This is a genomic window from Amycolatopsis pretoriensis (assembly GCF_900107925.1).
Taxonomy (GTDB): Bacteria; Actinomycetota; Actinomycetes; order Mycobacteriales; family Pseudonocardiaceae; genus Amycolatopsis; species Amycolatopsis pretoriensis.
In genome coordinates this window covers 24,400-46,318 of the sequence record NZ_FNUJ01000006.1, presented here as the reverse complement: position 1 = coordinate 46,318, position 21,919 = coordinate 24,400, and the positions used below count along the sequence as shown (strand labels likewise).

Sequence of the window (21,919 nt, the reverse complement as noted above, 5' to 3'; positions counted from 1 at the left end):
GGTGGCCGAACGCACCGGCGCGGCCGGTCAGTCTTCGAGCAGATCTTCGATGGTGATCGGGATGTGCCGGACCCGGATGCCGGTGGCGTTGTGCACGGCGTTGGCGACCGCCGCGGCCATGCCGACTGTGCCGATCTCGCCGAGCCCGCGCGCGCCGACCGCGTTGTGCAGCGTGTCCGGGTACTCGACGAACTGGACGTCGACCTCCGGGATGTCGGCGTTCACCGGGAGCAGGTAGCTCGCGAAGTCGCCGTTGGCGAGCCGGCCGTTCGGCTCGATCTCCAAGCCCTCGTGCAGGGCCGCCGAGATGCCCCAGATCATGCCGCCCATCAGCTGGCTGCGGGCCGCCTTGTCGTTGATGATCCGGCCCGCGTCGAAGACGCCGAGCATCCGCGACACGCGGGCCTCGCGCGTCCACTTGTGCACGCGGACCTCGACGAACTGGGCACCCCACGAGCTGAACGAGTGCTTGGTCAGCTCCTCGCCGGGCGCCGACGAGCCGGTCACCTCGAGCTTTTCGCGGCCCAGCGTCCGCAGCAGCTCACCGAACGTCATGTTCCGCCCGTCGGCGAAGACGCGGCCGTCGGCGTAGGTGACTTCGGCGCCTTCGAACGGCGCGCCCGGGTCCGACGCCAGGGCGACGAGCTCGTCGATCGCCTTGGTCGCGGCGATCATGATCGCCGTGCCCGCGCTCGCCGTCGCCGTCGAGCCGCCGGACAGGCCGCCCGGCGGGAGGGCCGAGTCGCCGAGCTTCGGCGTGATCCGGTCCGCGGGGATGTCCAGCGATTCGGCGCCGATCAGCGAAAGCACGGTCAGCAGGCCGGTGCCCGGGTCCGCGCCGCTCGTCCCGACTTCGGCGGTGTCGTCGGCGTTGAGCGTGATGCCGACGGTGGCCGGGAACCGCAGGGCGGGGAACATCGCGGTGGCCGCGCCCAGGCCGACGAGCCAGTCGCCGTCGGTGTGCCCGCCCGGCCGGCGGTGCTGCCAGCCGAACCGGGCCGCGCCGACGCGGAAGCATTCGTCGAGGTGCTTGCTCGCCCACTGCAGGTCCTTGCCCGGCGGGGCGATCGAGTTGTTCTTGATCCGCAGCTCGACCGGGTCCATGCCGAGCGCTTCGGCGAGCTCGTCGATCGCGCTCTCCAGCGCGAACGAGCCGGGGGCCTCGCCGGGCGCGCGCATGAACGTCGTCGGCGGGACGTTCAGCGGCACGATCTTCTGGCTGATGGCCAGGTTCCGCGTCGCGTACCACTCGCGCGAGGTGCCGTGCGAGGTCGGTTCGACGAACGAGCGCGCGGTGTCCGTGCTGCACCACGAGTCGTGGCTGAGCGCGACCAGCGAGCCGTCGCGTTCCGCGCCGAGCTTGATGGTCTGGACCGTCGCGGCCCGGCCGGCCGTCGCGGTGAAGACCTGTTCGCGGGCGAGCGTGGACTTCACCGGCCGGCCGAGGTCGCGCGCCGCGGCGGCGGCCAGGAACGCCGGCGCCGACGTGCGGCCCTTGCCGCCGAACGCGCCGCCCACGAACGGGTTCACGCAGTGCACGGCCTCCAGCGGGACGTCGAGCGCGCTGGCGAGCTCCATCGCCTGCAGGTTCGACGCCTGGTTGCCGCTGTAGACAGTCACTTCGCCGCCGTCCCACACCGCCACGGCGGAGTGCGGCTCCATCGCGGCGTGGTTCTGCGTCGCGGTCGAGTAGGTGGCTTCGACGACGACCGGGCTCGCGGCGAACGCGTCCGCGATGGACTCGACGCCGTCCTCGAGGATTTCGAGGGTCGAGCCTTCGCCGTCCCGGCCCGGGGGCGCGTCTTCGGCGTCGGCGAGACCGTCGGTGAGCGACGTCTTGGCCGGCAGCTCGCGGTAGGCCACCTTCACGAGCCCGGCCGCGTCCCGCGCCTGCTCGAACGTCTCCGCGACGACGAAGCCGATCGGCTGGCCGTAGTAGGTGACTTCCTTGGTCTGCAGCGGGACCCACGTCTCGCCGAACAGCGGCGAGGTCGCCGTCTTCAGCTTCAGCGGGTCGAACGGCGAGTACACGCCGATGACGCCGGGCGCTTCCCGCGCGGCGGAGAAGTCCATCGCCTCGAGCTCGCCGTGGGCGATCGTGCTGAGCACGACGTAGCCGTAGGCCTGGCCGGGGAAGGTGTGGTCGGCGCCGTACTTCGCCTCGCCGGTGACCTTCAGCGGCGCGTCCAGCCGGGTGATCATCGGGTGCTCTCCTCGGTCAGTTCGAGCAGTGCGCGGACGATCGTCCGCTTCAGCAGCGGCACCTTGACCGCGTTGTGCGCCAACGGCCGGGCGCCGTCGGCGGCCACGGCCGCGGCGGCTTCGAAGCTCGCCTGGGTCGCGGGCGCACCGCGCAGCGCGTCCTCGACGGCCGGCAGGTGCCACGGCACGGTCCCGACGCCGCCGGCCGCGATCCGCGCGTCGGCGATGACGCCGTCGCGGACGTCCAGCGCGACGGCGGCCGAGCACAGCGCGAACTCGTAGGACTGCCGGTCGCGCACCTTGACGTAGGTCGAGTTCGCCGCCCAGTCCAGCCGCGGGACGACCACCTCGGTGATCAGCTCGCCGGGCCGCAGGTCGTTCTCCAGGGCCGGGGTGTCGCCGGGCAGCTGGTAGAAGTCGCGCAAGGCCACTTCGCGGGTGCCTTCGGCGTCGGCCAGCTTCAGCCGCGCGTCGAGCGCGACCAGAGCCACGGCGACGTCACTCGCGTGCGTGGCGACGCAGGAGTCGCTCGTGCCGAGGATGGCGTGCATCCGGTTGGCGCCCTCGATCGCGGAGCAGCCGCTGCCCGGCTCGCGCTTGTTGCACGGCATCGCGACGTCGCGGAAGTACGAGCAGCGGGTGCGCTGCAACAGGTTCCCGCCGATGCTGGCCATGTTCCGGATCTGCTGGGACGCGCTCAGCAGCAGGGCGCGCGAGATCGCCGGGTACACCTGCGGGTGCGCGGCGATGGCGCTCATCCGCTCCAGCGCGCCGAAGCGCAGGCCGTCGCTCGTGTCGATGCCGAGCAGCGGGACCTGGTTGATGTCCAGGACGTGCCGCGGCGTGAGGACGTCGAGCTTCATGAGGTCGACCAGCGTCGTGCCGCCGGCCAGGAACGTGCCGGGGGTCGCGAGCGCGTCTTCGACGGTGGTGGGCGCGGTCAGCTCAAACGGACGCATCGGCCCGCCTCGCCTGCTCGACGGCCTTGACGATGTTCGGGTAGGCCGAGCACCGGCAGATGTTGCCGGACATGAACTCCCGCACGTCTTCGACGTCCTGCTCGACGGCGGCGACCGCCGACATGATCTGCCCGGCGGTGCAGAACCCGCACTGCAGGGCGTCTTGGTCCACGAAGGCCTGCTGCACCGGGTGCAGCTTGTCCTCGGTGGCCAGCCCCTCGACGGTGGTCACCGGCTGCTTCACGGTGGCGGCGAGGGTGAGGCACGAGAGCACGGGGCGGCCGCCGACGTGCACGGTGCAGGCGCCGCATTGGCCGCGGTCGCAGCCCTTCTTCGGGCCGGTGACGTCGAGCCGCTCGCGCAGCGCGTCGAGGAGGGTCACACCGGGATCGACGTCCAGGTGTTCGGTACTGCCGTTGACTTCGAGTGAGATGTCCACAGGTCTCTTTCCGCAGCTCGTCCGGATCTGTGCCTGACGGTGGTGGTGGCGGCGAACTAGAGGGAGCGGATAGTCATCCGCTTCACCCGTTCGCGAGGCTAGCGGATTACAATCCGCTTCGCAACGAAGCGGTCACGCTGGAGTTGCTCCAGGTCTGGGTTAGATTCGGCGGACGGTACTTCGGTGGACGGGAGGACGATGACGACGGGTTCGGTCAGCCCCCGGCGCGCGGACACCCGGCGCAACCACGAGCGCATCCTCGTCGCGGCGGGGGAGTCGCTGGCCCGGACGGGCGAGGTCTCGTTCAACACGATCGCGAAGCAGGCCGAAGTCGGCGTCGGCACGGTGTACCGGCACTTCCCGACACCCGAGTCGCTGATCCTCGCGGTCTACCAGCGCGAGGTCCGGCACATCGTCGACATCGTGCCGGTGCTGCTGGAGAAGCACGGCCCGGCGGAGGCGTTCCGGGTGTGGGTCACCGACCACCTGGCGCACTACATGATGACGAAGAAGGGGCTCGCTGATGCTTTGCGCCGCGCGACGGCGTCCCGCGGCGAGCTGCCCGCGAGCGCGTACGAGGCGATGATCGGCGCGATGGCGGCACTGCTGGAGGCGAACGCGGCGGCCGGCACGGTGCGCCCGGACCTCGACCCGGTGATCGTGCTGCGCGGCCTGGCGGGCCTGCTCCTGCTCGACCCGGCCGGCGACTGGCGCGGCGAAGCGGCGAGCCTGGCCGACCTCCTCTGGCACGGGATGGCCCGCTAGCTCAGCTCGACGGTCACCGTGACGCGGCCTCGGGCATCGCGGCGGGCGATGGCGTGCCCGGTGCGATCGGTGTCGTCGAGTTCGAGGGACAGCGGGCCTCCGTCGCCGGTGAAGTTGCGCCACCACGACTTCGCGTCCGGCAGGCGGACGCCGATGGTGACGACGTCGCCCGCCCGCCGGTAGCCGACGGGGGTGCTGAACGTGCGTCCCGACCGGCGTCCCGTGTACGTGACCACCGTGAGGTGCCGGCGGACCAGGGAGCCCCAGCGCGGTGATGTCCGGAGCGAGCCGACGCAGGTGTTGACCCGGTCGACCGCGCTCTTCGGAAGCGGACCTCGGTAACCCATGGCGGCCACGATACCAAAAACCGGAGGTCGTAGTTCCGCTTAGCTCGACGTCGGGAAAGTGAAGGCCGCCGCGGTGCTCGTGTGCGGCCAGCGGGTCGTGACCACTTTCGCCCGCGTGTAGAAGCGCACGCCCTCCGGGCCGTGGATCGGGCTGTCGCCGATGAGGGAGTCCTTCCAGCCGCCGAAGGAGTAGTACGACATCGGGACCGGGATCGGCACGTTGACGCCGATCATGCCGACCTTGACCTCGCGCTGGAACTTGCGCGCCGCCTCGCCGCTGCCCGTGAAGATCGCCGTGCCGTTGCCGTACGGGTTGGCGTTGATGATCGCGATGGCCTCGTCCACGGTTTCCGCGCGGACGACCGCCAGCACCGGGCCGAAGATCTCCTCCCGGTACGCGGCCATGTCGGTCGTCACGTTGTCCAAAAGGGACGGTCCGACGAAGAAGCCCTCCTCGTGCCCGGGGACCCGCAGGCCGCGGCCGTCGACCACCACCGACGCACCCTGCTCGGCACCTCCGGCGACGGCGTTCACCACGCGCTCGCGGGCGGCCTCGGTGACGACCGGTCCCATGTCGCTGGCCGGGTCCGAGCCGGGGCCGACCTTCACTTCGCGGGCTTTGCGCTCGAGGATCTCGACGAGCTTGTCGCCCGCCGCGCCGACGGCCACGCCGACCGAGATCGCCATGCACCGCTGTCCGGCCGAGCCGAACGCGGCCGCCGTCAGGTGGTTCGCCGCGTACTCCAGGTCGGCGTCGGGCAGGACGACCGCGTGGTTCTTCGCCCCGCCGAGCGCCTGGACGCGCTTGCCGGACGCGGTGCCGCGCTCGTGCACGTACTTCGCGATCGGGGTCGAGCCGACGAACGACACCGCCGCGACCTCCGGGTGGTCCAGGAGTGCGTCGACGGCGGTCTTGTCGCCGTGCACGACGTTGAACACGCCGTCGGGCAGGCCGGCCTCGGCGTACAGCCGCGCGACGAAGTTCGACGCCGACGGGTCGCGCTCGCTCGGCTTCAGGACGAACGTGTTGCCGGTGGCGATGGCGATCGGGTGCATCCACAGCGGCACCATGATCGGGAAGTTGAACGGCGTGATCCCGGCGACCACGCCGAGGGGCTGCCGGAAGTCGTGCACGTCGACGTCGCGGGATACCTGGCCGGAGAAGCTGCCCTTGAGGGCGTCGGCGATGCCGCAGGCGTACTCGACGACCTCGCGGCCGCGTACGATCTCGCCGCGGGCGTCGTCGACGACCTTGCCGTGTTCGCTGGAGATGATCCGCGCGAGCTCGTCCTCGTGCGTCACCAGCAGCTCCCGGAAGGCGAACATCACCTTGGTGCGCTGCGACAGCGAAGATTCGCCCCAGGACCCGAAGGCCTTGCTCGCGGCCGCGACCGCGGTGTCCACATCGGACGCTTCGGCGAGGAGGACGTCTGACTGCCGCTTCCCGGTGGCCGGGTCGAAGACCGGCGCCGTACGGGTGGAGCCCGCGGACGTCGCGGTGCCGTCGATCCAGTGTTCGATGGTGTTCACGGTGCTCCTGCCGTCAGTGGTGCTGGGTCTGCCTGGGCGCGGTGCGGGGTTCACAGCAGCCCCACCGCCGTGTCGACGGCCTTGGCGACGTCCCCGTCGTGCGGGTAGAGCAGTGACCGCCCGACCACCAGGCCCTGCACGGTCGGCTGGGTCAGGGCCCGCTGCCAGGCCGCGAACGCCGCGTCCGCGTCCTTGACCTCGCCGCCGAGCAGCACCGCCGGCAGTGTCGAGGACGCGAGCACGCGTTCCATGTCGTCGACCACGGGCAGCTTGAGCCACGTGTAGGCCGACGACCGGCCGAGCCCGGCGGCGATCGTGATCGACTTGATGACGGCGTCGGGGGAGAGGTCGTTCTTGAGCCGCCCGTCGGCCCAGACCGAAAGGAACGGCTCGACCATCGCGATCAGCTTGCGGTCGGCCAGGTCGTTGATCGCCCTCGCGGTGTTCTCCAGGACGCTCGGCGTGGCCGGGTCGTCGAGGCAGATCCGGGTGAGGGTCTTGCCGCCGTCGAACCCCATCCGCTCGATCGCTTCGGCGTCGTAGCAGGCGAACCGGTCGTCGATCTCGAAGCTCGACCCGGCGAGCCCGGTCCGGTTCATCGACCCGAGCACGGTCTTGCCGTCCAGCACGCCGAGCAGCAGCAGGTCGTCGACGACGTCCGCGGTGGCCAGCACGCCGGTGACGCCCGGGCGTTCCAGCGCGAGGCACAGCCGCTCCAGCAGCTCGCCCCGGTCGGCCATCGCCGTCGGGTTGCCGCCCACCGCGTTGGCGCCGCGGGCGGGGTGGTCCGCGGCGATGATCATCGTCCGGCCCTTGTCGTTGAACGGCGACCCGGCCCGGACCCGGTTCGCGGCCGCTTCGGCGATCGCTTCCGGTTCGTGCACCCGTTTCGCGACGAGACGTCGCACCACGTCGGTCACAGCAGTGCCCCCTTCGGCCGGTACGAGATCGACATTGCCAGCGAGCGCGGACTTTGTCAAGACATATGGACATCAGGTCATCGCTACAGACGCTCCGTCGGCGGTAGGCTCCCGGTGATGAGCACCCCTCCGCCGTCGTCCCGCGTGGACGTCACGTTCCCCCCGGCCTGGGATCCCGGCCGGGAGATCGTGCTGGACCCGGGCAGCCCCGAGCCGTTGTACTTCCAGGTCTCCCGGCAGCTGCAGCACGCGATCGAGGACGGCCGGCTGCCGGCGGGGGCCCGGCTGGGCAACGAGGTGGACCTGGCGGCGAACCTGCGGCTGTCGCGGCCCACCCTCCGGCAGGCGATCCAGACGCTCGTCAACCAGGGCCTGCTCGTGCGGCGCCGCGGCGTCGGCACGCAGGTCGTCCGGACGAAGGTGGCGCGGCCGCTGCGGCTGAGCAGCCTGTTCGACGACCTCGCCGGGCTCGGCGGCAAGCCGGAGTCGGTGGTGCTGGCCAACCGCACCGAGGAAGCGGACGCCGAGGTGGCCGGGCTGCTCGAGGCGCCGGGCCTGACCCACGTGCGGCGGCTGACCCGCATCCGCTCCACCGACGGCGAGCCACTGGCGTTGATGAACAACTACCTGCCCGACGGCGTCATCGACCCGACGGACGCCGAACTGCGGGAAAAGGGCCTCTACCAGTTGTTGCGTTCGGCGGGGGTGCGCCTGCACGCGGCGGAGCAGAACATCGGCGCCCGGCTGGCGACGGAAGAGGACGCGGAGCTGCTGGGCGAGGACCCGGGAGCGGCCCTGCTGACGATGCAGCGCACGACGTACGACGATTCGGGCCGAGTGGTCGAGTACGGCTGGCACGTCTACCGGGCGTCGCGCTACACGTTCAACTTGTCGCTGACGAACGGTCCCCAGTAGCGATCCGGCGAAAACCGGGCGAAACGCCTCGGCTGTTCGACGGCACCCGGAAGTGTCGCTTGACCGCACCCCTAAGGGGCTCGTGGCACGGTACCGCCGCCGGTAGACATACCGGACGAACCCGGTACCGACTCCCGAACGAGGAGAGCACCATGGCCCCACGCTGGCCGGTTGTCCGCGGCCTGATCCTCGCCCTGGTCGTCCTCTGCCTGGCGCCGGTGCCGGCCGCGACGGCGGTGACCGGCCCGAAGTACGCGGCGGCCGGTCTGCACCGGCCGGTCGACCTGCTCGTCGACAAGTGGGGAGTGCCGCACATCTACGCGGCCGACACGAGCGACCTCTTCTTCGCCCAGGGCTTCAACATCGCCCGGGACCGGCTGTTCCAGGTGGACACCTGGCGCCGCCGCGGCCTGGGCCTGCTCAGCGAGGTGCTCGGACCGTCCTATGTGGAGCAGGACAAGGCCGCCCGGCTCTTCCTCTACCGGGGCGACATGGACGCCGAGTGGGCGTCCTACGGCCCGGAGGCCAAGCTGGCCGCCACCCGGTTCGCCGAGGGCATCAACTCCTACGTCGACTGGCTGGGCCGCAACCCGGCCGCGGTCCCGCCGGAGTTCGGCAAGCTCGGCTACCAGCCCGCCCGCTGGCGCCCCGAGGACGTCGTGCGGATCCGCGCGCACGCCATCGGGGAGAACCTGATGTACGAGATCGCCCGCGCGAAACTGGTCTGCCTGGCCGGCCCCGGCGCGAGCCGCTACTACCGCACCCTCTCCCCGGCGCACGAGGCGGTCGTGCCCGCGGGCCTCGACCCGTGCTCGGTTCCGGACGACGTGCTCAAGGTGTACTACCTCGCGACCACCGCGGTGTCCTTCACCGGCAGCGGTTTCCGGACGACGAAGGAACTCGCCGACGCGACGACCGGCAGCAACGCCTGGTCGATCGCGCCGAGCCGGACCGCGTCGGGCCGGCCGATCCTGGCCAACGACCCGCACCGCAGCTCGGACGCCCTGCCCTCGGGCCGGTACGTCGCGCAGCTGTCGGCGCCGGGGCTGCACCTCGCCGGCGCCGGCGAACCGTGGAACCCCGGGATCGCCATCGGGCACAACGACAGCATCGCGTTCGGCCTGACCAACCTGCCGATCGACCAGACCGACCTCTACGTCTACGAGCTCGACCCGAACGACCACACGCGCTACCGCTACGGCAGCGGCTGGGAGCGGATGACGACGGTGAAGGAGCCCATCCCGGTCCGCGGCGGCGCGCCGGTCGACGGGGAACTGTCCTTCACGCGGCACGGCCCCGTCGTCGCGGTCGACCAGGCGGCGCACCGGGCGTTCGCGATCCGCACGGTGTGGACGCAGCCGGGCAGCTCGGCGTACCTGGGCAGCCTGAACTACCAGCGGGCCACGAACTTCGGCGAGTTCACCGCGGGCATGCGGAACTGGGGCACGCCGGGCTCGAACCTGGCCTACGCCGACGTGCGGGGCAACATCGGCTACGTCCCGGCGGGCCTGACCCCGCGCCGCACGGGCGCCGGCTACGACGGCCTGCTGCCCGTCCCCGGCGACGGGCGCTACGACTGGGACGGCTTCTACGCCAACAACGAGCTGCCGGGGCAGTACAACCCGGCGTCCGGCTTCTTCGCCTCGGCCAACGACTTCAACATCCCGCCGGGCTGGCCGGTGGTGTCCAACTACGAATGGCAGCCGCCCTTCCGCAAGCAGCGCATCGACGAGCTGATCAAGTCCACACCGGACGCGACCGTCGCCGATTCGCTCGCGTTGCAGAAGGACGAAAAGTCGCTGGTGGCCACGCAGCTCCTCGAGTTCGTGCGACGACTGTCCTCTTCGGACCCGGACACCTCGCGGGCGCTTTCGCTGCTGCGGGGCTACTACGGCGTCGCGTCGGTCGATTCGGCGGGAGCGGCGCTGTTCGAGACGTGGATCATGAAGTACCTGCACTCGGCGTGGGCGCACGCGGTGCTGCCGAAGGCAGCGGCGGACGCGTTGTCGCAAGGCGTCAACCCCGACTTCGCCCTGGTCATCGCGTCGTTCAAGGATCCGGCGGGCTGGCTCGGCCCGGACGGCGCCGCCGTGCGCGACAAGCTGATGCTGGACACGCTGCCACTGGCGTTCCGCGACGTGGCGGCCAAGCTCGGCCCGGACACGTCGGCGTGGAAGTGGGGTTCGCTGCACTACCAGGAGTTCAGCCACCCGCTGGGCGGCCCGAACGTGGGCCCCACTCCGGTCGGCGGCTCGTACCACACGATCCACCCGTCGTTCTTCCACCCGCTGACGTACCGCCAGATCATCGGGGCGACGTTCAAGATGGCCTTGGACGTGGGCAACTGGAACGGCTCGGCGGCGATCAACGCCCCCGGCCAGTCCGGCGATCCGCGCAGCCCGCACTACAGCGACCTGAACGCCCTCTGGGCCTCCGGAGGATCGTTTCCCTTGCTGTACAGCCGAAGCGAGGTCGAACGCAACCTCGACGTCCGGATCCGCCTGGAGCCGGCCGCGTAGGGGAGCGTCACCGGATCACCGTCACGCACCGGCAGGCACCGGCCGCGTGGCTGACCCGGATCGGATCGGCCGGTGAGAACTCTTCGTGGGTTCCGTCGTCGAAAGCGATCTCGATGGTGTCAGGCGCGGGCGGGGCGAGCACCGTCCCGCGCCGGACCCGCCGGCGGCCGGCCGGGTCGGGCGCGCCGAACACCAGCACCTGGTCGCCGGGGGCGAAATGGGCCCAGAAGGCGCCTTCGAACTTCACGACTCCTCCTGACGACCGGTGGTGGCGATCCTACACTTACTTGTTGGTCGACACGCAAGTTTCGATGCTACTCTCACGGCATGGCAACTCCCCGTCGCACCCAGCAGGAACGCCGGGACCAGGCCGAAGCCGCCCTGCTGGCCGCCGCCGCCGAACTGGTCGTCGAGTACGGCGTCCGGTCGCTCACGCTCGCGCGGGTCGGGGAGCGGGCCGGTTACAGCCGCGGCATCGTGACGCACCACTTCGGCGGCAAGCAGGCGCTGGTGGAACGGCTCGCCCGGACGGTGCAGGCGGGGTTCGTACCCGGTCTCGGCGACGTACCGCCGGGGCTGGACCGGCTCCTGCGGCTGATCGACGGCTACCTGGGGCAGCTGGCCCGCATCGGCCGGTCCAACCAAGCGTTCCTGCTGCTGTGGGCCGAGTCGGCCACCCAGCCCGACTTGGCCGCGATCTTCCGCGAGCGCGACGACGCCTTCCGCGCGGACCTGCGCGAGGACATCGAGGCCGGCATCGCCGGCGGCGAAATCGATCCCGGAGCGAGGCCGGCGGACGTCGCCATCGCCGTGGTCGGTCAGCTGCGCGGAATCGCCCTGCAACGGCTGTTGGATCCGGGCGGTGTCGACGTCGAGCGGGTCCGCGGCAGCGTCACCGGGTATTGGCGCCGCGCTCTCGGGGCGGCGTTCACAGCTTGATGTCGGTGCCGTTGACGTTCTTCATGTCCGTGATGGTCGGTCCGCCGAACGCCCGCAGCGTGATCGGCTTCCGGTCCTTGGGGATGTCCCAATAGAGGTCGAACTCGACGCGCACGCCGTGGCCGAGGTCGAACTGGGCGGGCTGGCGCTTGATCAGCATGGCCTGCTCGTCCGACGGGTGGGTGGCACCCTGGTCGTCGACCAGCAGCTGGCGTTTCGTGTCGAAGAGGACGCTCGACGTGCCGGTGTTGGTGACCACGAGCCGCAGGCGCACGTACTGCCCCTTGGGGAGCATTTCGGCGTGGCTCCCGGTGATGCTGGGCAGCCCGGCGGCGAGGCCGATCAGGTCGAATTCGGTGTCGCCGTTCTTGGCGGGCGGCAGCTTGAGAGCGGTCTCGTCGGGCCGCACCTGCCGCGGCGGCAGCTCGTACGTGGTGGGCGCGGGTGTGCTCGGGGCGGCTTCACAGCCGGTCAGGAGCGCGAGAGCGACGACGGCCGGGAGCAGTTTCACGCTGGTGATTCTGCCTCCGGCCGTCGGGTTCGGCTAGCTCCCGATGCTCTCGACGACGGCCTCGGCGACGGCCTTCATGGTGGTCCGGCGGTCCATGGCGGTGCGCTGGATCCAGCGGAAGGCGTCGGGCTCGGTGAGGCCCTGCCGGCTCATGAGCAGGCCCTTGGCGCGGTCGATGACCTTGCGCGTTTCGAGCCGGTCGGTGAGCCCGGCGACCTCGGCCTCGAGGGCCTGCAGCTCGGAGAACCGGCTGACGGCGAGCTCGATGGCGGGCACGAGGTCCCGCTTGGCGAACGGCTTGACGAGGTAGGCCATGGTGCCGGCGTCCCGGGCGCGTTCGACGAGGTCGCGCTGGCTGAAGGCGGTGAGGATGACGACGGGGGCGATCCGGTCGCCGGTGATCTTGGCCGCGGCCTCGATCCCGTCGAGCTTGGGCATCTTGACGTCGAGGATCACGAGGTCGGGCTTCAGATCGGTGGCGAGCGAGATGGCCTGCTCGCCATCCCCGGCCTCCCCGACCACCTCGTAGCCCTCTTCACGCAGCATTTCGACGAGGTCCAGCCGGATGAGAGCCTCGTCCTCGGCGACGAGCACCCGACGCTGCGGCACGTTGGCCTCGGTAGCCTGATCGGTCACCGGGGTCCTCCTGAAGACTCGGCGGGACGGTGGGTCTCGCGGCTTCCCGCGAACCTGAAGCCTACCGGGAACGATCCAGAAGAAGAGATGGCGTTCACCACGAAGTGGCGGGCGCGATACCCCGGGGCCGGTCACTGGCGGCGTCCGATGATCCCGTAGGGTTACGTCGTCGAGCCCCCGTAGCCCAACTGGCAGAGGCAACGGATTCAAAACCCGTCCAGTGTGAGTTCGAATCTCACCGGGGGCACCTGCGAGCACCAATAGAAAACAGCCCCTGACCATGCGTTATCCGGTCAGGGGCTGATCTCGTTTGGTCCGGCGGTGTCCGGGGCTGTCCGGCCGTCTACGGCCCTCCACCCCCCATGCGCCCGCGCTCCGGGCCGTCGTCGCCCTCCAGTCGTAACGCCACTCCCCAATGTCGCGACTCAGGTGCGCGAGCGCACTGGAGGCTCATGCATGAAACAGGAACCTGAACGCCTCGACTTGCCGCCAGGCCCCGAGGTCTACGCGGCTGTGGCTGCTCGTCGCAACCAATTCGACAGCCTGTTGTGGCAGGTACCCGCCCTCAGTCTGGCTGGCCAGGCGTTCTTGTTCTCCGTCGCCTTGGCTCCAGATGCGCGGGTCCTGGCCCGGATCGTGGCCTGCGTGCTATCGCTGACGATCACCGGCCTGACCCTGCACCTCTTCGCCCGCCATCGGCAGGGAGAGATCACTGACGCACATTGGCTGGAGACTTACGAGATCGAGCGCTATGGCCGTGGTCTCGCTCACGGTCGCACGTGGCAGTCGAACCGAAATGCAACGAACGCCGACGCCGGCTGGTTGACGTCGTGGACAAGGATCGGCAGCTTCAGGCTTTGGTCAATCGGCCTGTCGCTCTTCAGCGTTTTCTCTGTGGTAATCCTGGTCATCAGCATTGTGGCTCCGCGAGCGCTGCAGCGTTCGCCATAGATCGTCTCCTGACCTGCAACGTTCCCTACGCGCCTCGTTGGTCCAATCGGGTCGGCTTCGCCCGGCCCATCAACCGCTCTCCCGTTCAGGCGTGACCCGACGGGCACTGCGCCGGCAGTCGTCCTCGCGCGAGAACGAGAGCGAGACACGCATGCGATCGATGAGGTTCACGAGGCGCCGCGGCGGGGTCGTCACCGCGGTACTGATGGCGCTGCTCACGCTGATGCTGACGGCGCCGGCGGCTTCCGCGGCGGTGCGGAGCTGGTCGCCGGATCCCTTTCCGTTCCCCACCAACTGGCACTGCGCCGACCAGTCGCGCCGGGTCTACTCGTGCCTGATCAACTCGAACGACGGCATCGAGCAGGTCTACAAAGCGGTGCTGGTCGTCGACAACTACACCGCCGTCGGCTACCAGATGACCGCGCCGGTGGCCAACATCTGGAGCACGCCCAGTCCGGCGCAGCAGATCCAGGGCGACTCCTGCTACGCCAGCGCCCTGTCCGCCGGGTACTCGGCGGCCTGCTACGGCACCGCGGTGAAGCGTTCGACCGTCTGCGCGACGCGGCCGAACGCGGCCACCATCACCGCCAACGTCGCCGTTTCCTTCGGCGGGACCCGGACCACCGTCGTGAGCCCGGCATTGGCGGTGAACTGCTGACGCACCACGAGAAAGGGCCCGGCCGAACTGGCCGGGCCCTTTCCACGAACGGAACTCAGACCCCGAGGTCGCCACCGAGGTAAGCGGCCCGCACCTTCGGGTCGTTCAGCAGCTCGGCCCCGGGCGCGCTCTGCACCACGCGGCCCGTCTCCAGCACGTAAGCCCGGTCCGACAGCTTCAGCGCCTGCTGGGCGTTCTGCTCCACCAGCAGCACCGTCGTGCCGCGCTTGTTGATCTCGCGGATGATGTCGAAGATCTGCGCGATCAGCATCGGCGCCAGGCCCATCGACGGCTCGTCGAGGAGCAGCACCTTCGGCTTCGTCATCAGCGCGCGGCCGATGGCGATCATCTGCTGCTCGCCGCCCGACATCGTGCCGCCGAACTGCGTCTTGCGCTCGTTCAGCCGCGGGAACAGCTCGTAGACCTCGTCGAGGTCAGCCTTCAGGTCGTCCTTGCGGGTGTAGGCACCCATCAGGAGGTTCTCCTGCACCGTCATGCCGGGGAACACGCCCCGGCCTTCCGGTGACTGGCCGATCCCGAGCAGCACGCGCTTGTGCCCCGGGGTCTTCGAGATGTCCTGACCGTTGAACAGGATTCGCCCGCTGGTGAGCGGCCGCAGCCCGGAGATCGTCTTGAGCGTCGTGGTCTTGCCGGCGCCGTTGGCCCCGATGAGGGAGACGATCTCACCCTCGCCGACCTGGATGCTCATGCCCTTGAGGGCCGCGATCTTGCCGTAGTGGACGTTGATGTCCTCGACCTCAAGAAGCATCTTCGGACACCCCCAGGTACGCCTCGATCACCTTCTGGTTGTTCTGCACCTCGTGCGGCAGCCCTTCTGCGATCTTCTGCCCGAAGTCGAGCACCGCGAGCCGGTCGCTGATGTGCATGACCAGGCCCATGTCGTGCTCGATGAGCAGCACCGTGCGGCCGTCGTCCCGGATCTTGCGGATCAGCGCCTGCAGGGCGTTCTTCTCCGCCGGGTTCATGCCCGCGGCCGGCTCGTCGAGCAGCAGCAGCTTCGGGTCGGTCGCGAGCGCCCGCGCGATCTCCAGCCGGCGCTGGTCGCCGTAGGAGAGGTTCTTCGCGACGTTGTGCTCGACCCGGCCGATGCCGACGAAGTCGAGCAGCTCGCGCGCCCGTTCCCGGCCCTGCTTCTCTTCCCGGCGGTGGCCCGGCAGGCCGAGCACCGCGCCGATCGCGCCGGTCTTGTGGTGCGCGTCCGCGCCCACCATGACGTTCTCCAGCGCCGTCATGTTGTGGAACAGCCGGATGTTCTGGAACGTCCGGGCGATGCCGCGCTTGGTGACGCGGAACCGCTTCATGCCGTCGACCTGGTCGCCGTCGAAGCGGACCGCGCCCTCGGTCGGCCGGTAGACGCCGGTGACCACGTTGAACACCGTGGTCTTGCCCGCGCCGTTCGGGCCGATCAGGGCGAAGATCTCGCCTTCGTTGATGCTGAGGTTGACCTCGCGCAACGCCGTGACGCCGCCGAAGCGCATCGTCACGTTCTCGAATTCGAGCAAGCTCACTTGGTCACCTCCGCGGAGGCCTCGGAGTCCGGGCCGGCGACTTCCGCGCCCATCGCGCCCATGCCGCCGGTTCCTTCCCGTAGTTCGGCCTTGCGCTGCCGCGACGGCAGGATGCCTTCCGGCCGCAGGGCCATCATCAGCACCAGCACGAAGCCGAAGATGAGGATGCGGTACTCCGAAAGGAACCGGAATCGCTCGGGCAGCCACGCGATGACGAACGCGCCGATGATGACGCCCGGCAGGTTGCCGGAACCGCCGAGCACGACCGCGGCCAGGATGGTCGCGGACAGGATGAACGGGAAGTTGTTCGGCTCGATGAACACCGCCTTGCTGGCGTAGATCGTGCCGGCGAAACCACCGATCATCGCGCCGATCGCGAACGCGAGCAGCTTGAACTTGAACGTCGGCACGCCCATCAGCTCGGCCGCGTCCTCGTCCTCGCGGATCGCCGCCCACGCCCGTCCGACGCGGCTCTTGTTCAGCCGCACCGAAAAGACGATGACGAGCACGATCGCGAACAGCATCAGGTAGTAGTAGGGCGCCGGGTCGAGGAAGAACTCCATGCCGAAGATCGGCTCCGGGTGCGGCACGTTCGTGATGCCGCGCGCGCCGCCGATGGCGTCGGTGTTGTTCGCCGTGATCCGGACGATCTCACCGAACCCGAGGGTCACGATCGCGAGGTAGTCACCCCGTAGCCGCAGTGTCGGTGCGCCGAGGATGACGCCCGACACCGAGGCCAGGAAGATGCCCAGCAGCACGGTCGGCCAGAACGACCAGCCGTAGCTCGTCCCGATCGAGGCCCACGTGTAGGCGCCGATCGCGAAGAACGCGACGTACCCGAGGTCGAGCATGCCCGCGTGGCCGACCACGATGTTGAGGCCGACGGCGAGCAGGATGTACGTGCCGACCGGGAAGATCAGCACCGTCGTCCAGTCCGAGTCCGGCGACATGAACGACCCGACCCACGGTGCGGGCAGGATCAGCGCGAACACGATCAGGGCGAGGTACAGGGCATAGCGCTGCCAGTGCGGCGCATCCGCCCACCAGTCGCGCATCCCGTCGATGGGGTGAAACCCGCGGCGCGCCGGGGTTTCGTTGCTCGGAGCCACTTCGTCACCCTTCATGCGCGTGCCCGCTGCAGCGATTCACCGAGAATGCCGGTGGGCCGGAACATCAGGACCAGCACCAGGACGACGAACGCGGTGACGTCCTTCCAGGCGGAGCCGAGGAAGATGGAGCTCCAGTTCTCGACGAGGCCCAGCACGATGCCGCCCAGCAGGGCGCCGCGCAGGTTGCCGATACCGCCGAGCACCGCGGCGGTGAACGCCTTGATGCCGAGCAGGAAGCCGATGCGGTAGTCGGTGTTCTCGTACTCCATGACGAACAGGGCGGCGGCGACACCGGCCATCGCCCCGCCGAGCAGGAACGTGATCCGCACGATGCGGTCGATGCTGACGCCCATGAGGACGGCGGCTTCGGGGTCCTGCGCGGTGGCGCGGATACCGCGGCCGATCCGGGTGCGGCTGACGAGCTGGTCCAGGACCACCATGACGACGACCGCGCCGACGATCACGAAGACGTGGTCGGTGCGCACGACGCCGTTGCCGATGCGGAAGAGCTCCTCGTGCGGGACGAACCGCGGCGCGGGCTGCTGCACGCGGCCCGGCTTGTCGAAGAGCCAGGGGATGATCTTGAGGCCGAACGCCTCCTGCAGGAACAGCGACGCGCCGATCGCCGAGATGAGGGCGGCGAGCCGCGTCGCGCCCTTCTTGCGCAGCGGGCGGTAGGCCAGCTGTTCCAGCACGATCGCCGAGCCGCCGGACACGAGGGCGGAGGCGACGATCAGCAGGAGGAGGATGCCGATCATCGAGAAGATGGTGAACGGCGCCGTCGGCGCGATGGTGACGAGGATGAACAGGGACGTCATCGTCCCGATCATGAAGATTTCGGAGTGCGCGAAGTTGATGAGCCTCAGCACGCCGTAGACCATCGTGTAGCCGAGGGCGATGAGGGCGTAGATGGAGCCGGCTACCAGGCCGCCGATGGTGCTGCCGAGAAACTGGCTCTGCAGATCTTGGAACATAACGTAGTTGCCTTACCTGACGGGGCGAGGATGGTCGCCACATTGGCGGGGAGCGGGGGTGCTGTAGCCAGCGCCCCCGCTCCCGTTAGGTGTTTCTAGCTCCGTCAGCCGTTGATCTTGGCTTCGGTCGAGGCGCCGAGGTTCTTGATGACCCCGCCGACGACCTGGTAGACGTAGATCGCGTTCGTCTGCGGCTCGCCGTTGTCCTTGAACTTGACCTGCTTCGACGCGCCCTTGAAGTCCTCGGTCTTGAGGAAGTCGTTGATCTTCTCACCGGTGGTGTTGCCGGCCTTGACCGCGTTGATGATGGCGGTCGCGGCGTCGTAGCCCTCGGTGGCGTAGATCGCCGGGTCGACGTTGAACTTGGCCTTGTACTTGGTGGCGAACTCGTTCTGGGCACCGGCGTCCGGGATGTTGCACGGGCAGCCGATGACCGCGCCCTCGGCGGCCTGGGCACCCGCGCCCGAGACCAGCTGCGGGTCGAGCGAACCGTCACCGGTGGCGAAGATGGCCTTCACGCCGCCGTCGCGGAGCTGCTTGAGCAGCCGGCCGCCCTGCGCGTAGTAACCACCGAAGGTGATGACGTCCGGGTTGGCCGCCTTGACCTTCTGCACGGTCGACGAGTAGTCCGACGCGTCTTTGGCGAACTTGTCGCGCTCGGTCGTGATGCCCTTTTCCTTGAAGGTCTTCTCGAAGGCGTCCGCCAGGCCGACGCTGTACTCCTGGTCGTCCGAGATGACGTACGCGTTCTTCGGCGACTTCGCCGTGATGAGGAAGTTCGCGATGGCCGGGCCCTGGTCGTTGTCGTTCGCGACGACGCGGTGCCAGTACTTCCAGCCGTTCGAGGCGAGACCCGGGTTGGTCGCCGACGGCGACACGCTCGGGATCTTGCCCTGCTCGAGGACACCGCCGACGGCCTTCGACTCACCCGAGAACGCCGGGCCGATCAGGGCGGTGATCTTGTCCGTCCCGATCGCGGTCTGCACCAGCGAGGTGGCCTGCTCCGGCTTGCCCTGGCTGTCGTAGTTCTTCAGCTCGAGCTTCACCTTGGGGTTCGTGGCGTTGTACTCGTCGATGGCGAGCTTGGCGCCGTTGTTGGGCGGGATCACGATCCCGGAGTTCTCCCCGGTCAGGTCGCCCATGAACCCGATCTTCAGCGTGCTGCCGTCACCACTGTTGCTGGACGAGCCGCCACCGGCGCAGCCCGCCAGCGCGAGCGACGTCGCCGCTGCGAGGGCGAGAACCCGTCCAAAACGCACTCCTGACACCGACTACCTCCCATGACCAACCAGCCGCCGGTAGGCGTTGCCCCCGACACAGGGGCTAGGTTAGGGCAGGAAGATATCCCTCTCGCCCATCATGTGCACAGGCGGCCTCACTACTCTGTGTCCACATCGTGACGATCGCAACCGACACGAATTGCACGAAAAGGCGAGTGATGTTTCGCCGCGGCCCGCCGCTGGTCACGCAGCGCTGCTAAGTATTGGCGCTCGTTCTGCGAATGGGTGACAGCCGTGTTTCCGCGGTATGTCATCGTCCATTTCGGCGGGTGGTGCGTGGCCGCTTTCCCGCCGATCCGCTGTTCACCCTGGCGGGGGTCGCCGGGTGCGGGCACCGCCGTAGGGATGCACCTTACGTCCGGTTCGAGCGGCCGATCGGACCAGCCCCCGGTTGACGTGTGCCCGAAAGTCCGCCCCATCGGGCCCGGTCACCACAACCAGCGGTTGTCGTGGCCGCCGGAACGGCTGTTGGACCCGCACCCCACTCCGGCGGTTCGCTGGAAGCAGCCGAGAGACAGGGAGAGAAGGATGCGGGAAGCGATCGAGGGTGTCGCGGCGGGCGTGCCGTTCGTGGCGCTGGCCCCGGCGGACCCGGCCGCGCCGGCGGCGCTGCTGGCCGGCTGGCACCTGATGGAGGAGCCCTCGAGTGAGCGGGCGTTCGCCGAAGCGGTGCCGATGACCGGGCTGCAGGCGTGGCGGGTGTACTTCGGCCTGCCTATGACCGGGGCCCGGCTGCCCGAGGGCGGCCCGGCGGAGCTGTTCCGGCTGGCGAGCGAGGACGCGGTGCTCAACGTCTTCGAGCCGGTCACCGAGCAGGCGGCCGCGGAGTTCCCCGCGGCGCTGGCCGAGCTGCGGGACCGCCTGCCGGGCGCGGCCGGCCCGCTCGGCGTCTTCGGCGGGTCGGCGGGTTCGCTCGTCGCGCTGGAGGTGCTCGCGCGCGGGGACATCGCGGTAGAGGCCGCCGCGGTGGTCAGCCCGGTCGTCCGGCTGGCGCCGGTGATCGGCCGCAACGAGCGGCTCTTCGACGTCACCTACCCGTGGACGGCGAAGTCCCGGGCCGTCGCGGACCGCTACGACTACGTGCGCCGCGCCGGGGAGCTGACCACGCCGCTGCTGCTGGTCGCCGGGGCCGACGACGACGCCGCCGTGCGCGAGCCGGCCGCGGCGCTGCGCGAGACGCTCGGGACCGAGCTGGTGACGGTCGAGGGGATGGCGCACGAGTTCCCGCCGGGGACCCCGGAGGCCAAGGCGGTCGACGAGGCGTTCAGCGGGTGGTTCGCGCGGCGGCTGCGAGCTTGAGGTCGTCCTCCGGCAGCCACGCGTGCCCGGGGTCGTAGGCGCACCAGTCCTCTTCACGGCTGGTGCGCCCGGCCAGCGCCAGCAGCCGCCGCAGTGCCGGGCTCGCCTTGCCGCCCCGCCAGACCAGCGACCACGGGAACAGCGGCGACGGCTCGAACGGCAGCACCTTGAGGTTGAGGTCGGGCGCGAGCTCCATGTCCGCCCCGGCCAGCGTGACGCGCCGCTTGCCGTACCGCGTCTGCTCCAGGGTGTGCCGCAGGTCGAAGCTGACGCCGGCGTCGTCGATCGGCACGCCGAACCGGCCGCACAGCTCTTCGAGGTAGGACAGCCACTCGGCCGGGCCGCGCAGGCCGGGCAGCCAGATCCCGTCGGCACGCAGGTCTTCGAGGCGCAGGACGTCCTGCTGGGCCAGCGGGTGTTCCGGGGCGAGCAGCGCGACCAGCGGTTCGAGCCGGACGACCCGGTGCTCCAGCCCGTCGGGCAGCGGCCGGCCGATCCCGCTGACCCGGCCGATGGCGACGTCGAGCTCACCGGACAGCAGCGGCTCGACGGCGTTCGCGAACCCGCCGCCGGCGACCCGGTCGATCCGCAGGCCCGGGTCCCGTTCGGCGAGCCGGCGCAGCAGGAAGATCGGGGAGAGCCGGTAGTCGACGACGTCGAGGCGCAGCGGCCGGTCGTCGGCACCCATGACGGCCACCGCCGCGTCGGCCACCCGCACCAGCTCGCGCGCGTGCGGGAGGAAGCGCTCGCCGTCGGCGGTCAGCTCGACCGAGCGGTTGGTGCGCAGGAACAACGGCGTCGCGAGCGCGTCCTCGAGCTTCTTGATCCGCTTCGAGAGGGCCTGCTGGGTGAGGAACAGCGCCTGGGCGGCCCGCCCGAAGTGGCGCTGCTCCGCGGTGACCACGAACGCCCGCACCTGGGCGAGGTCGAGGTCCACCGGCTCAGGCGCCCGGCGGGCGGTCCCGCACGACGCAGGTGAGCCGGGCGGTGCAGGTCCGCCGGCCCTCGTCGTCGGTCAGCACGATCTCGGCGGTGATGGTGCCGCGGCCGACGTGCAGCGGCGTCGCGACGCCGGTGACCGTGCCCGCGCGCACCGCCCGGTGGTGCGTGCAGGACAGCTCCAGGCCCATCGCCGCGCGGCCGGGGCCCGCGTTCAGCGCGGCGACCGTGGAGCCCAGCGCTTCGGCGAGCACGGCGTTGGCGCCGCCGTGCAGCAGGCCGTACGGCTGGAGGTTGCCCTCGACCGGGATCGTGCCGACCACGCGTTCGGCGGTCGCCTCCAGGAGCTTCATGCCGACCTTGTCGTTCAGCTGCTGGTCCGCTGCCGCCGGGTCGATGCCCGACAGCCGCTCCACGTCGATGGGGGCGGCGCTGTCCGTCACGCAAAGCTCCTGTTCCTATGCGACACGTAAGAGTGTCGGACCTTCAGCCTAGACT

General features: G+C 69.9%; 23 protein-coding genes and 1 tRNA gene. 8 read left to right on the top strand and 16 right to left on the bottom strand.

All coding sequences use genetic code 11. The features are described 5' to 3' along the window. Positions 1 to 27: 27 nt before the first annotated feature. The 3 genes from BLV96_RS26125 to BLV96_RS26115 are packed head-to-tail and all read right to left on the bottom strand — an operon-like array spanning position 28 to position 3,600. Entirely contained in the window at positions 28 to 2,202 is a 2,175-nt protein-coding gene (locus BLV96_RS26125; RefSeq protein ID WP_086683173.1) for a xanthine dehydrogenase family protein molybdopterin-binding subunit, read from the bottom strand. Continuing rightward, on the bottom strand, positions 2,199 to 3,161 hold the full coding sequence (locus tag BLV96_RS26120) for an FAD binding domain-containing protein (RefSeq protein ID WP_086683176.1): 963 nt from the start codon (positions 3,159 to 3,161) through the stop codon (positions 2,199 to 2,201). The genes BLV96_RS26125 and BLV96_RS26120 overlap by 4 nt, the downstream gene beginning before the upstream one ends. After that, positions 3,148 to 3,600, bottom strand: a complete 453-nt coding sequence (locus BLV96_RS26115) for a (2Fe-2S)-binding protein (RefSeq protein WP_086683179.1) — start codon at positions 3,598 to 3,600, stop codon at positions 3,148 to 3,150. The genes BLV96_RS26120 and BLV96_RS26115 overlap by 14 nt, the downstream gene beginning before the upstream one ends. Before the next feature lie 198 nt (positions 3,601 to 3,798). Here BLV96_RS26115 and BLV96_RS26110 point away from each other — a divergent pair, with 198 nt between their 5' ends. Beyond that, entirely contained in the window at positions 3,799 to 4,365 is a 567-nt protein-coding gene (locus BLV96_RS26110; protein WP_086683181.1) for a TetR/AcrR family transcriptional regulator, read from the top strand. Here BLV96_RS26110 and BLV96_RS26105 read toward each other — a convergent pair. From BLV96_RS26105 to BLV96_RS26095, 3 genes are read right to left on the bottom strand one after another with little or no spacing between them, the layout of a single operon-like run. Next, on the bottom strand, positions 4,362 to 4,712 hold the full coding sequence (locus BLV96_RS26105) for a hypothetical protein (protein ID WP_086683184.1): 351 nt from the start codon (positions 4,710 to 4,712) through the stop codon (positions 4,362 to 4,364). The genes BLV96_RS26110 and BLV96_RS26105 overlap by 4 nt on opposite strands. A 39-nt stretch (positions 4,713 to 4,751) precedes the next feature. Then, on the bottom strand, positions 4,752 to 6,242 hold the full coding sequence (locus tag BLV96_RS26100; RefSeq protein WP_086683186.1) for a CoA-acylating methylmalonate-semialdehyde dehydrogenase: 1,491 nt from the start codon (positions 6,240 to 6,242) through the stop codon (positions 4,752 to 4,754). A gap of 50 nt (positions 6,243 to 6,292) precedes the next feature. Further along, on the bottom strand, positions 6,293 to 7,162 hold the full coding sequence (locus BLV96_RS26095) for a Cgl0159 family (beta/alpha)8-fold protein (protein WP_086683190.1): 870 nt from the start codon (positions 7,160 to 7,162) through the stop codon (positions 6,293 to 6,295). A 117-nt stretch (positions 7,163 to 7,279) separates the two neighbouring features. On the opposite strand from BLV96_RS26095, the gene BLV96_RS26090 reads away from it, so the two are divergent. Further along, positions 7,280 to 8,077, top strand: a complete 798-nt coding sequence (locus BLV96_RS26090) for a GntR family transcriptional regulator (protein ID WP_086683193.1) — start codon at positions 7,280 to 7,282, stop codon at positions 8,075 to 8,077. A gap of 152 nt (positions 8,078 to 8,229) precedes the next feature. Next, positions 8,230 to 10,596 carry a penicillin acylase family protein gene (locus BLV96_RS26085; RefSeq protein WP_086683197.1) on the top strand — a complete coding sequence of 789 codons (2,367 nt, stop codon included), beginning with the start codon at positions 8,230 to 8,232 and terminating at the stop codon, positions 10,594 to 10,596. A 7-nt stretch (positions 10,597 to 10,603) separates the two neighbouring features. On the opposite strand, the gene BLV96_RS26080 is transcribed toward BLV96_RS26085, so the two are convergent. After that, positions 10,604 to 10,843: a hypothetical protein gene (locus BLV96_RS26080; protein ID WP_086683200.1), complete on the bottom strand. Its 240-nt coding sequence runs from the start codon at positions 10,841 to 10,843 to the stop codon at positions 10,604 to 10,606. An 80-nt stretch (positions 10,844 to 10,923) separates the two neighbouring features. On the opposite strand from BLV96_RS26080, the gene BLV96_RS26075 reads away from it, so the two are divergent. Beyond that, positions 10,924 to 11,535: a TetR/AcrR family transcriptional regulator gene (locus BLV96_RS26075; protein ID WP_086683203.1), complete on the top strand. Its 612-nt coding sequence runs from the start codon at positions 10,924 to 10,926 to the stop codon at positions 11,533 to 11,535. Here the strand turns inward: BLV96_RS26075 and BLV96_RS26070 are convergent. Next, positions 11,525 to 12,046 (bottom strand): DUF4352 domain-containing protein, encoded by a 522-nt coding sequence (locus tag BLV96_RS26070; protein ID WP_091389539.1) that lies wholly within the window; start codon positions 12,044 to 12,046, stop codon positions 11,525 to 11,527. The genes BLV96_RS26075 and BLV96_RS26070 overlap by 11 nt on opposite strands. Positions 12,047 to 12,079: 33 nt before the next feature. Beyond that, a complete protein-coding gene (locus BLV96_RS26065) occupies positions 12,080 to 12,682 on the bottom strand; it encodes an ANTAR domain-containing response regulator (RefSeq protein WP_004559041.1) in 603 nt (200 codons plus the stop codon). Between the two features lie 173 nt (positions 12,683 to 12,855). Between BLV96_RS26065 and BLV96_RS26060 the strand changes: the two genes are divergently transcribed. From BLV96_RS26060 to BLV96_RS26050, 3 genes are all read left to right on the top strand, one after another. Further along, positions 12,856 to 12,929 (top strand) — tRNA-Leu (locus tag BLV96_RS26060). A gap of 209 nt (positions 12,930 to 13,138) precedes the next feature. Next, the gene (locus tag BLV96_RS26055; RefSeq protein WP_086678981.1) at positions 13,139 to 13,633 is read left to right on the top strand and encodes a hypothetical protein; all 495 of its coding nucleotides are present in this window, start codon (positions 13,139 to 13,141) and stop codon (positions 13,631 to 13,633) included. A gap of 160 nt (positions 13,634 to 13,793) precedes the next feature. Further along, positions 13,794 to 14,291, top strand: coding sequence for a hypothetical protein (locus BLV96_RS26050; protein ID WP_086678980.1), 498 nt, complete (start codon positions 13,794 to 13,796; stop codon positions 14,289 to 14,291). A 55-nt stretch (positions 14,292 to 14,346) separates the two neighbouring features. On the opposite strand, the gene BLV96_RS26045 is transcribed toward BLV96_RS26050, so the two are convergent. The 5 genes from BLV96_RS26045 to BLV96_RS26025 form a co-directional block, all read right to left on the bottom strand. Further along, on the bottom strand, positions 14,347 to 15,060 hold the full coding sequence (locus BLV96_RS26045; protein ID WP_086678979.1) for an ABC transporter ATP-binding protein: 714 nt from the start codon (positions 15,058 to 15,060) through the stop codon (positions 14,347 to 14,349). After that, entirely contained in the window at positions 15,050 to 15,790 is a 741-nt protein-coding gene (locus BLV96_RS26040) for an ATP-binding cassette domain-containing protein (protein ID WP_086678982.1), read from the bottom strand. Before BLV96_RS26040 ends, BLV96_RS26045 begins: the two co-directional genes overlap by 11 nt. Before the next feature lie 26 nt (positions 15,791 to 15,816). Next, positions 15,817 to 16,944 carry a branched-chain amino acid ABC transporter permease gene (locus BLV96_RS26035; RefSeq protein WP_086678978.1) on the bottom strand — a complete coding sequence of 376 codons (1,128 nt, stop codon included), beginning with the start codon at positions 16,942 to 16,944 and terminating at the stop codon, positions 15,817 to 15,819. After that, entirely contained in the window at positions 16,941 to 17,903 is a 963-nt protein-coding gene (locus BLV96_RS26030; protein ID WP_086678977.1) for a branched-chain amino acid ABC transporter permease, read from the bottom strand. Before BLV96_RS26030 ends, BLV96_RS26035 begins: the two co-directional genes overlap by 4 nt. 104 nt (positions 17,904 to 18,007) lie before the next feature. Beyond that, entirely contained in the window at positions 18,008 to 19,162 is a 1,155-nt protein-coding gene (locus BLV96_RS26025; protein ID WP_086678976.1) for a branched-chain amino acid ABC transporter substrate-binding protein, read from the bottom strand. Positions 19,163 to 19,711: 549 nt separating this feature from the next. Between BLV96_RS26025 and BLV96_RS26020 the strand changes: the two genes are divergently transcribed. Beyond that, positions 19,712 to 20,482 carry an alpha/beta hydrolase family protein gene (locus tag BLV96_RS26020; RefSeq protein ID WP_086678975.1) on the top strand — a complete coding sequence of 257 codons (771 nt, stop codon included), beginning with the start codon at positions 19,712 to 19,714 and terminating at the stop codon, positions 20,480 to 20,482. Here the strand turns inward: BLV96_RS26020 and BLV96_RS26015 are convergent. Both BLV96_RS26015 and BLV96_RS26010 read right to left on the bottom strand, forming a co-directional pair. Beyond that, positions 20,448 to 21,419 (bottom strand): LysR family transcriptional regulator, encoded by a 972-nt coding sequence (locus BLV96_RS26015; protein ID WP_086678974.1) that lies wholly within the window; start codon positions 21,417 to 21,419, stop codon positions 20,448 to 20,450. The genes BLV96_RS26020 and BLV96_RS26015 overlap by 35 nt on opposite strands. Positions 21,420 to 21,423: 4 nt before the next feature. After that, on the bottom strand, positions 21,424 to 21,864 hold the full coding sequence (locus BLV96_RS26010; RefSeq protein ID WP_086678973.1) for a hotdog fold thioesterase: 441 nt from the start codon (positions 21,862 to 21,864) through the stop codon (positions 21,424 to 21,426). Positions 21,865 to 21,919: the final 55 nt, after the last annotated feature.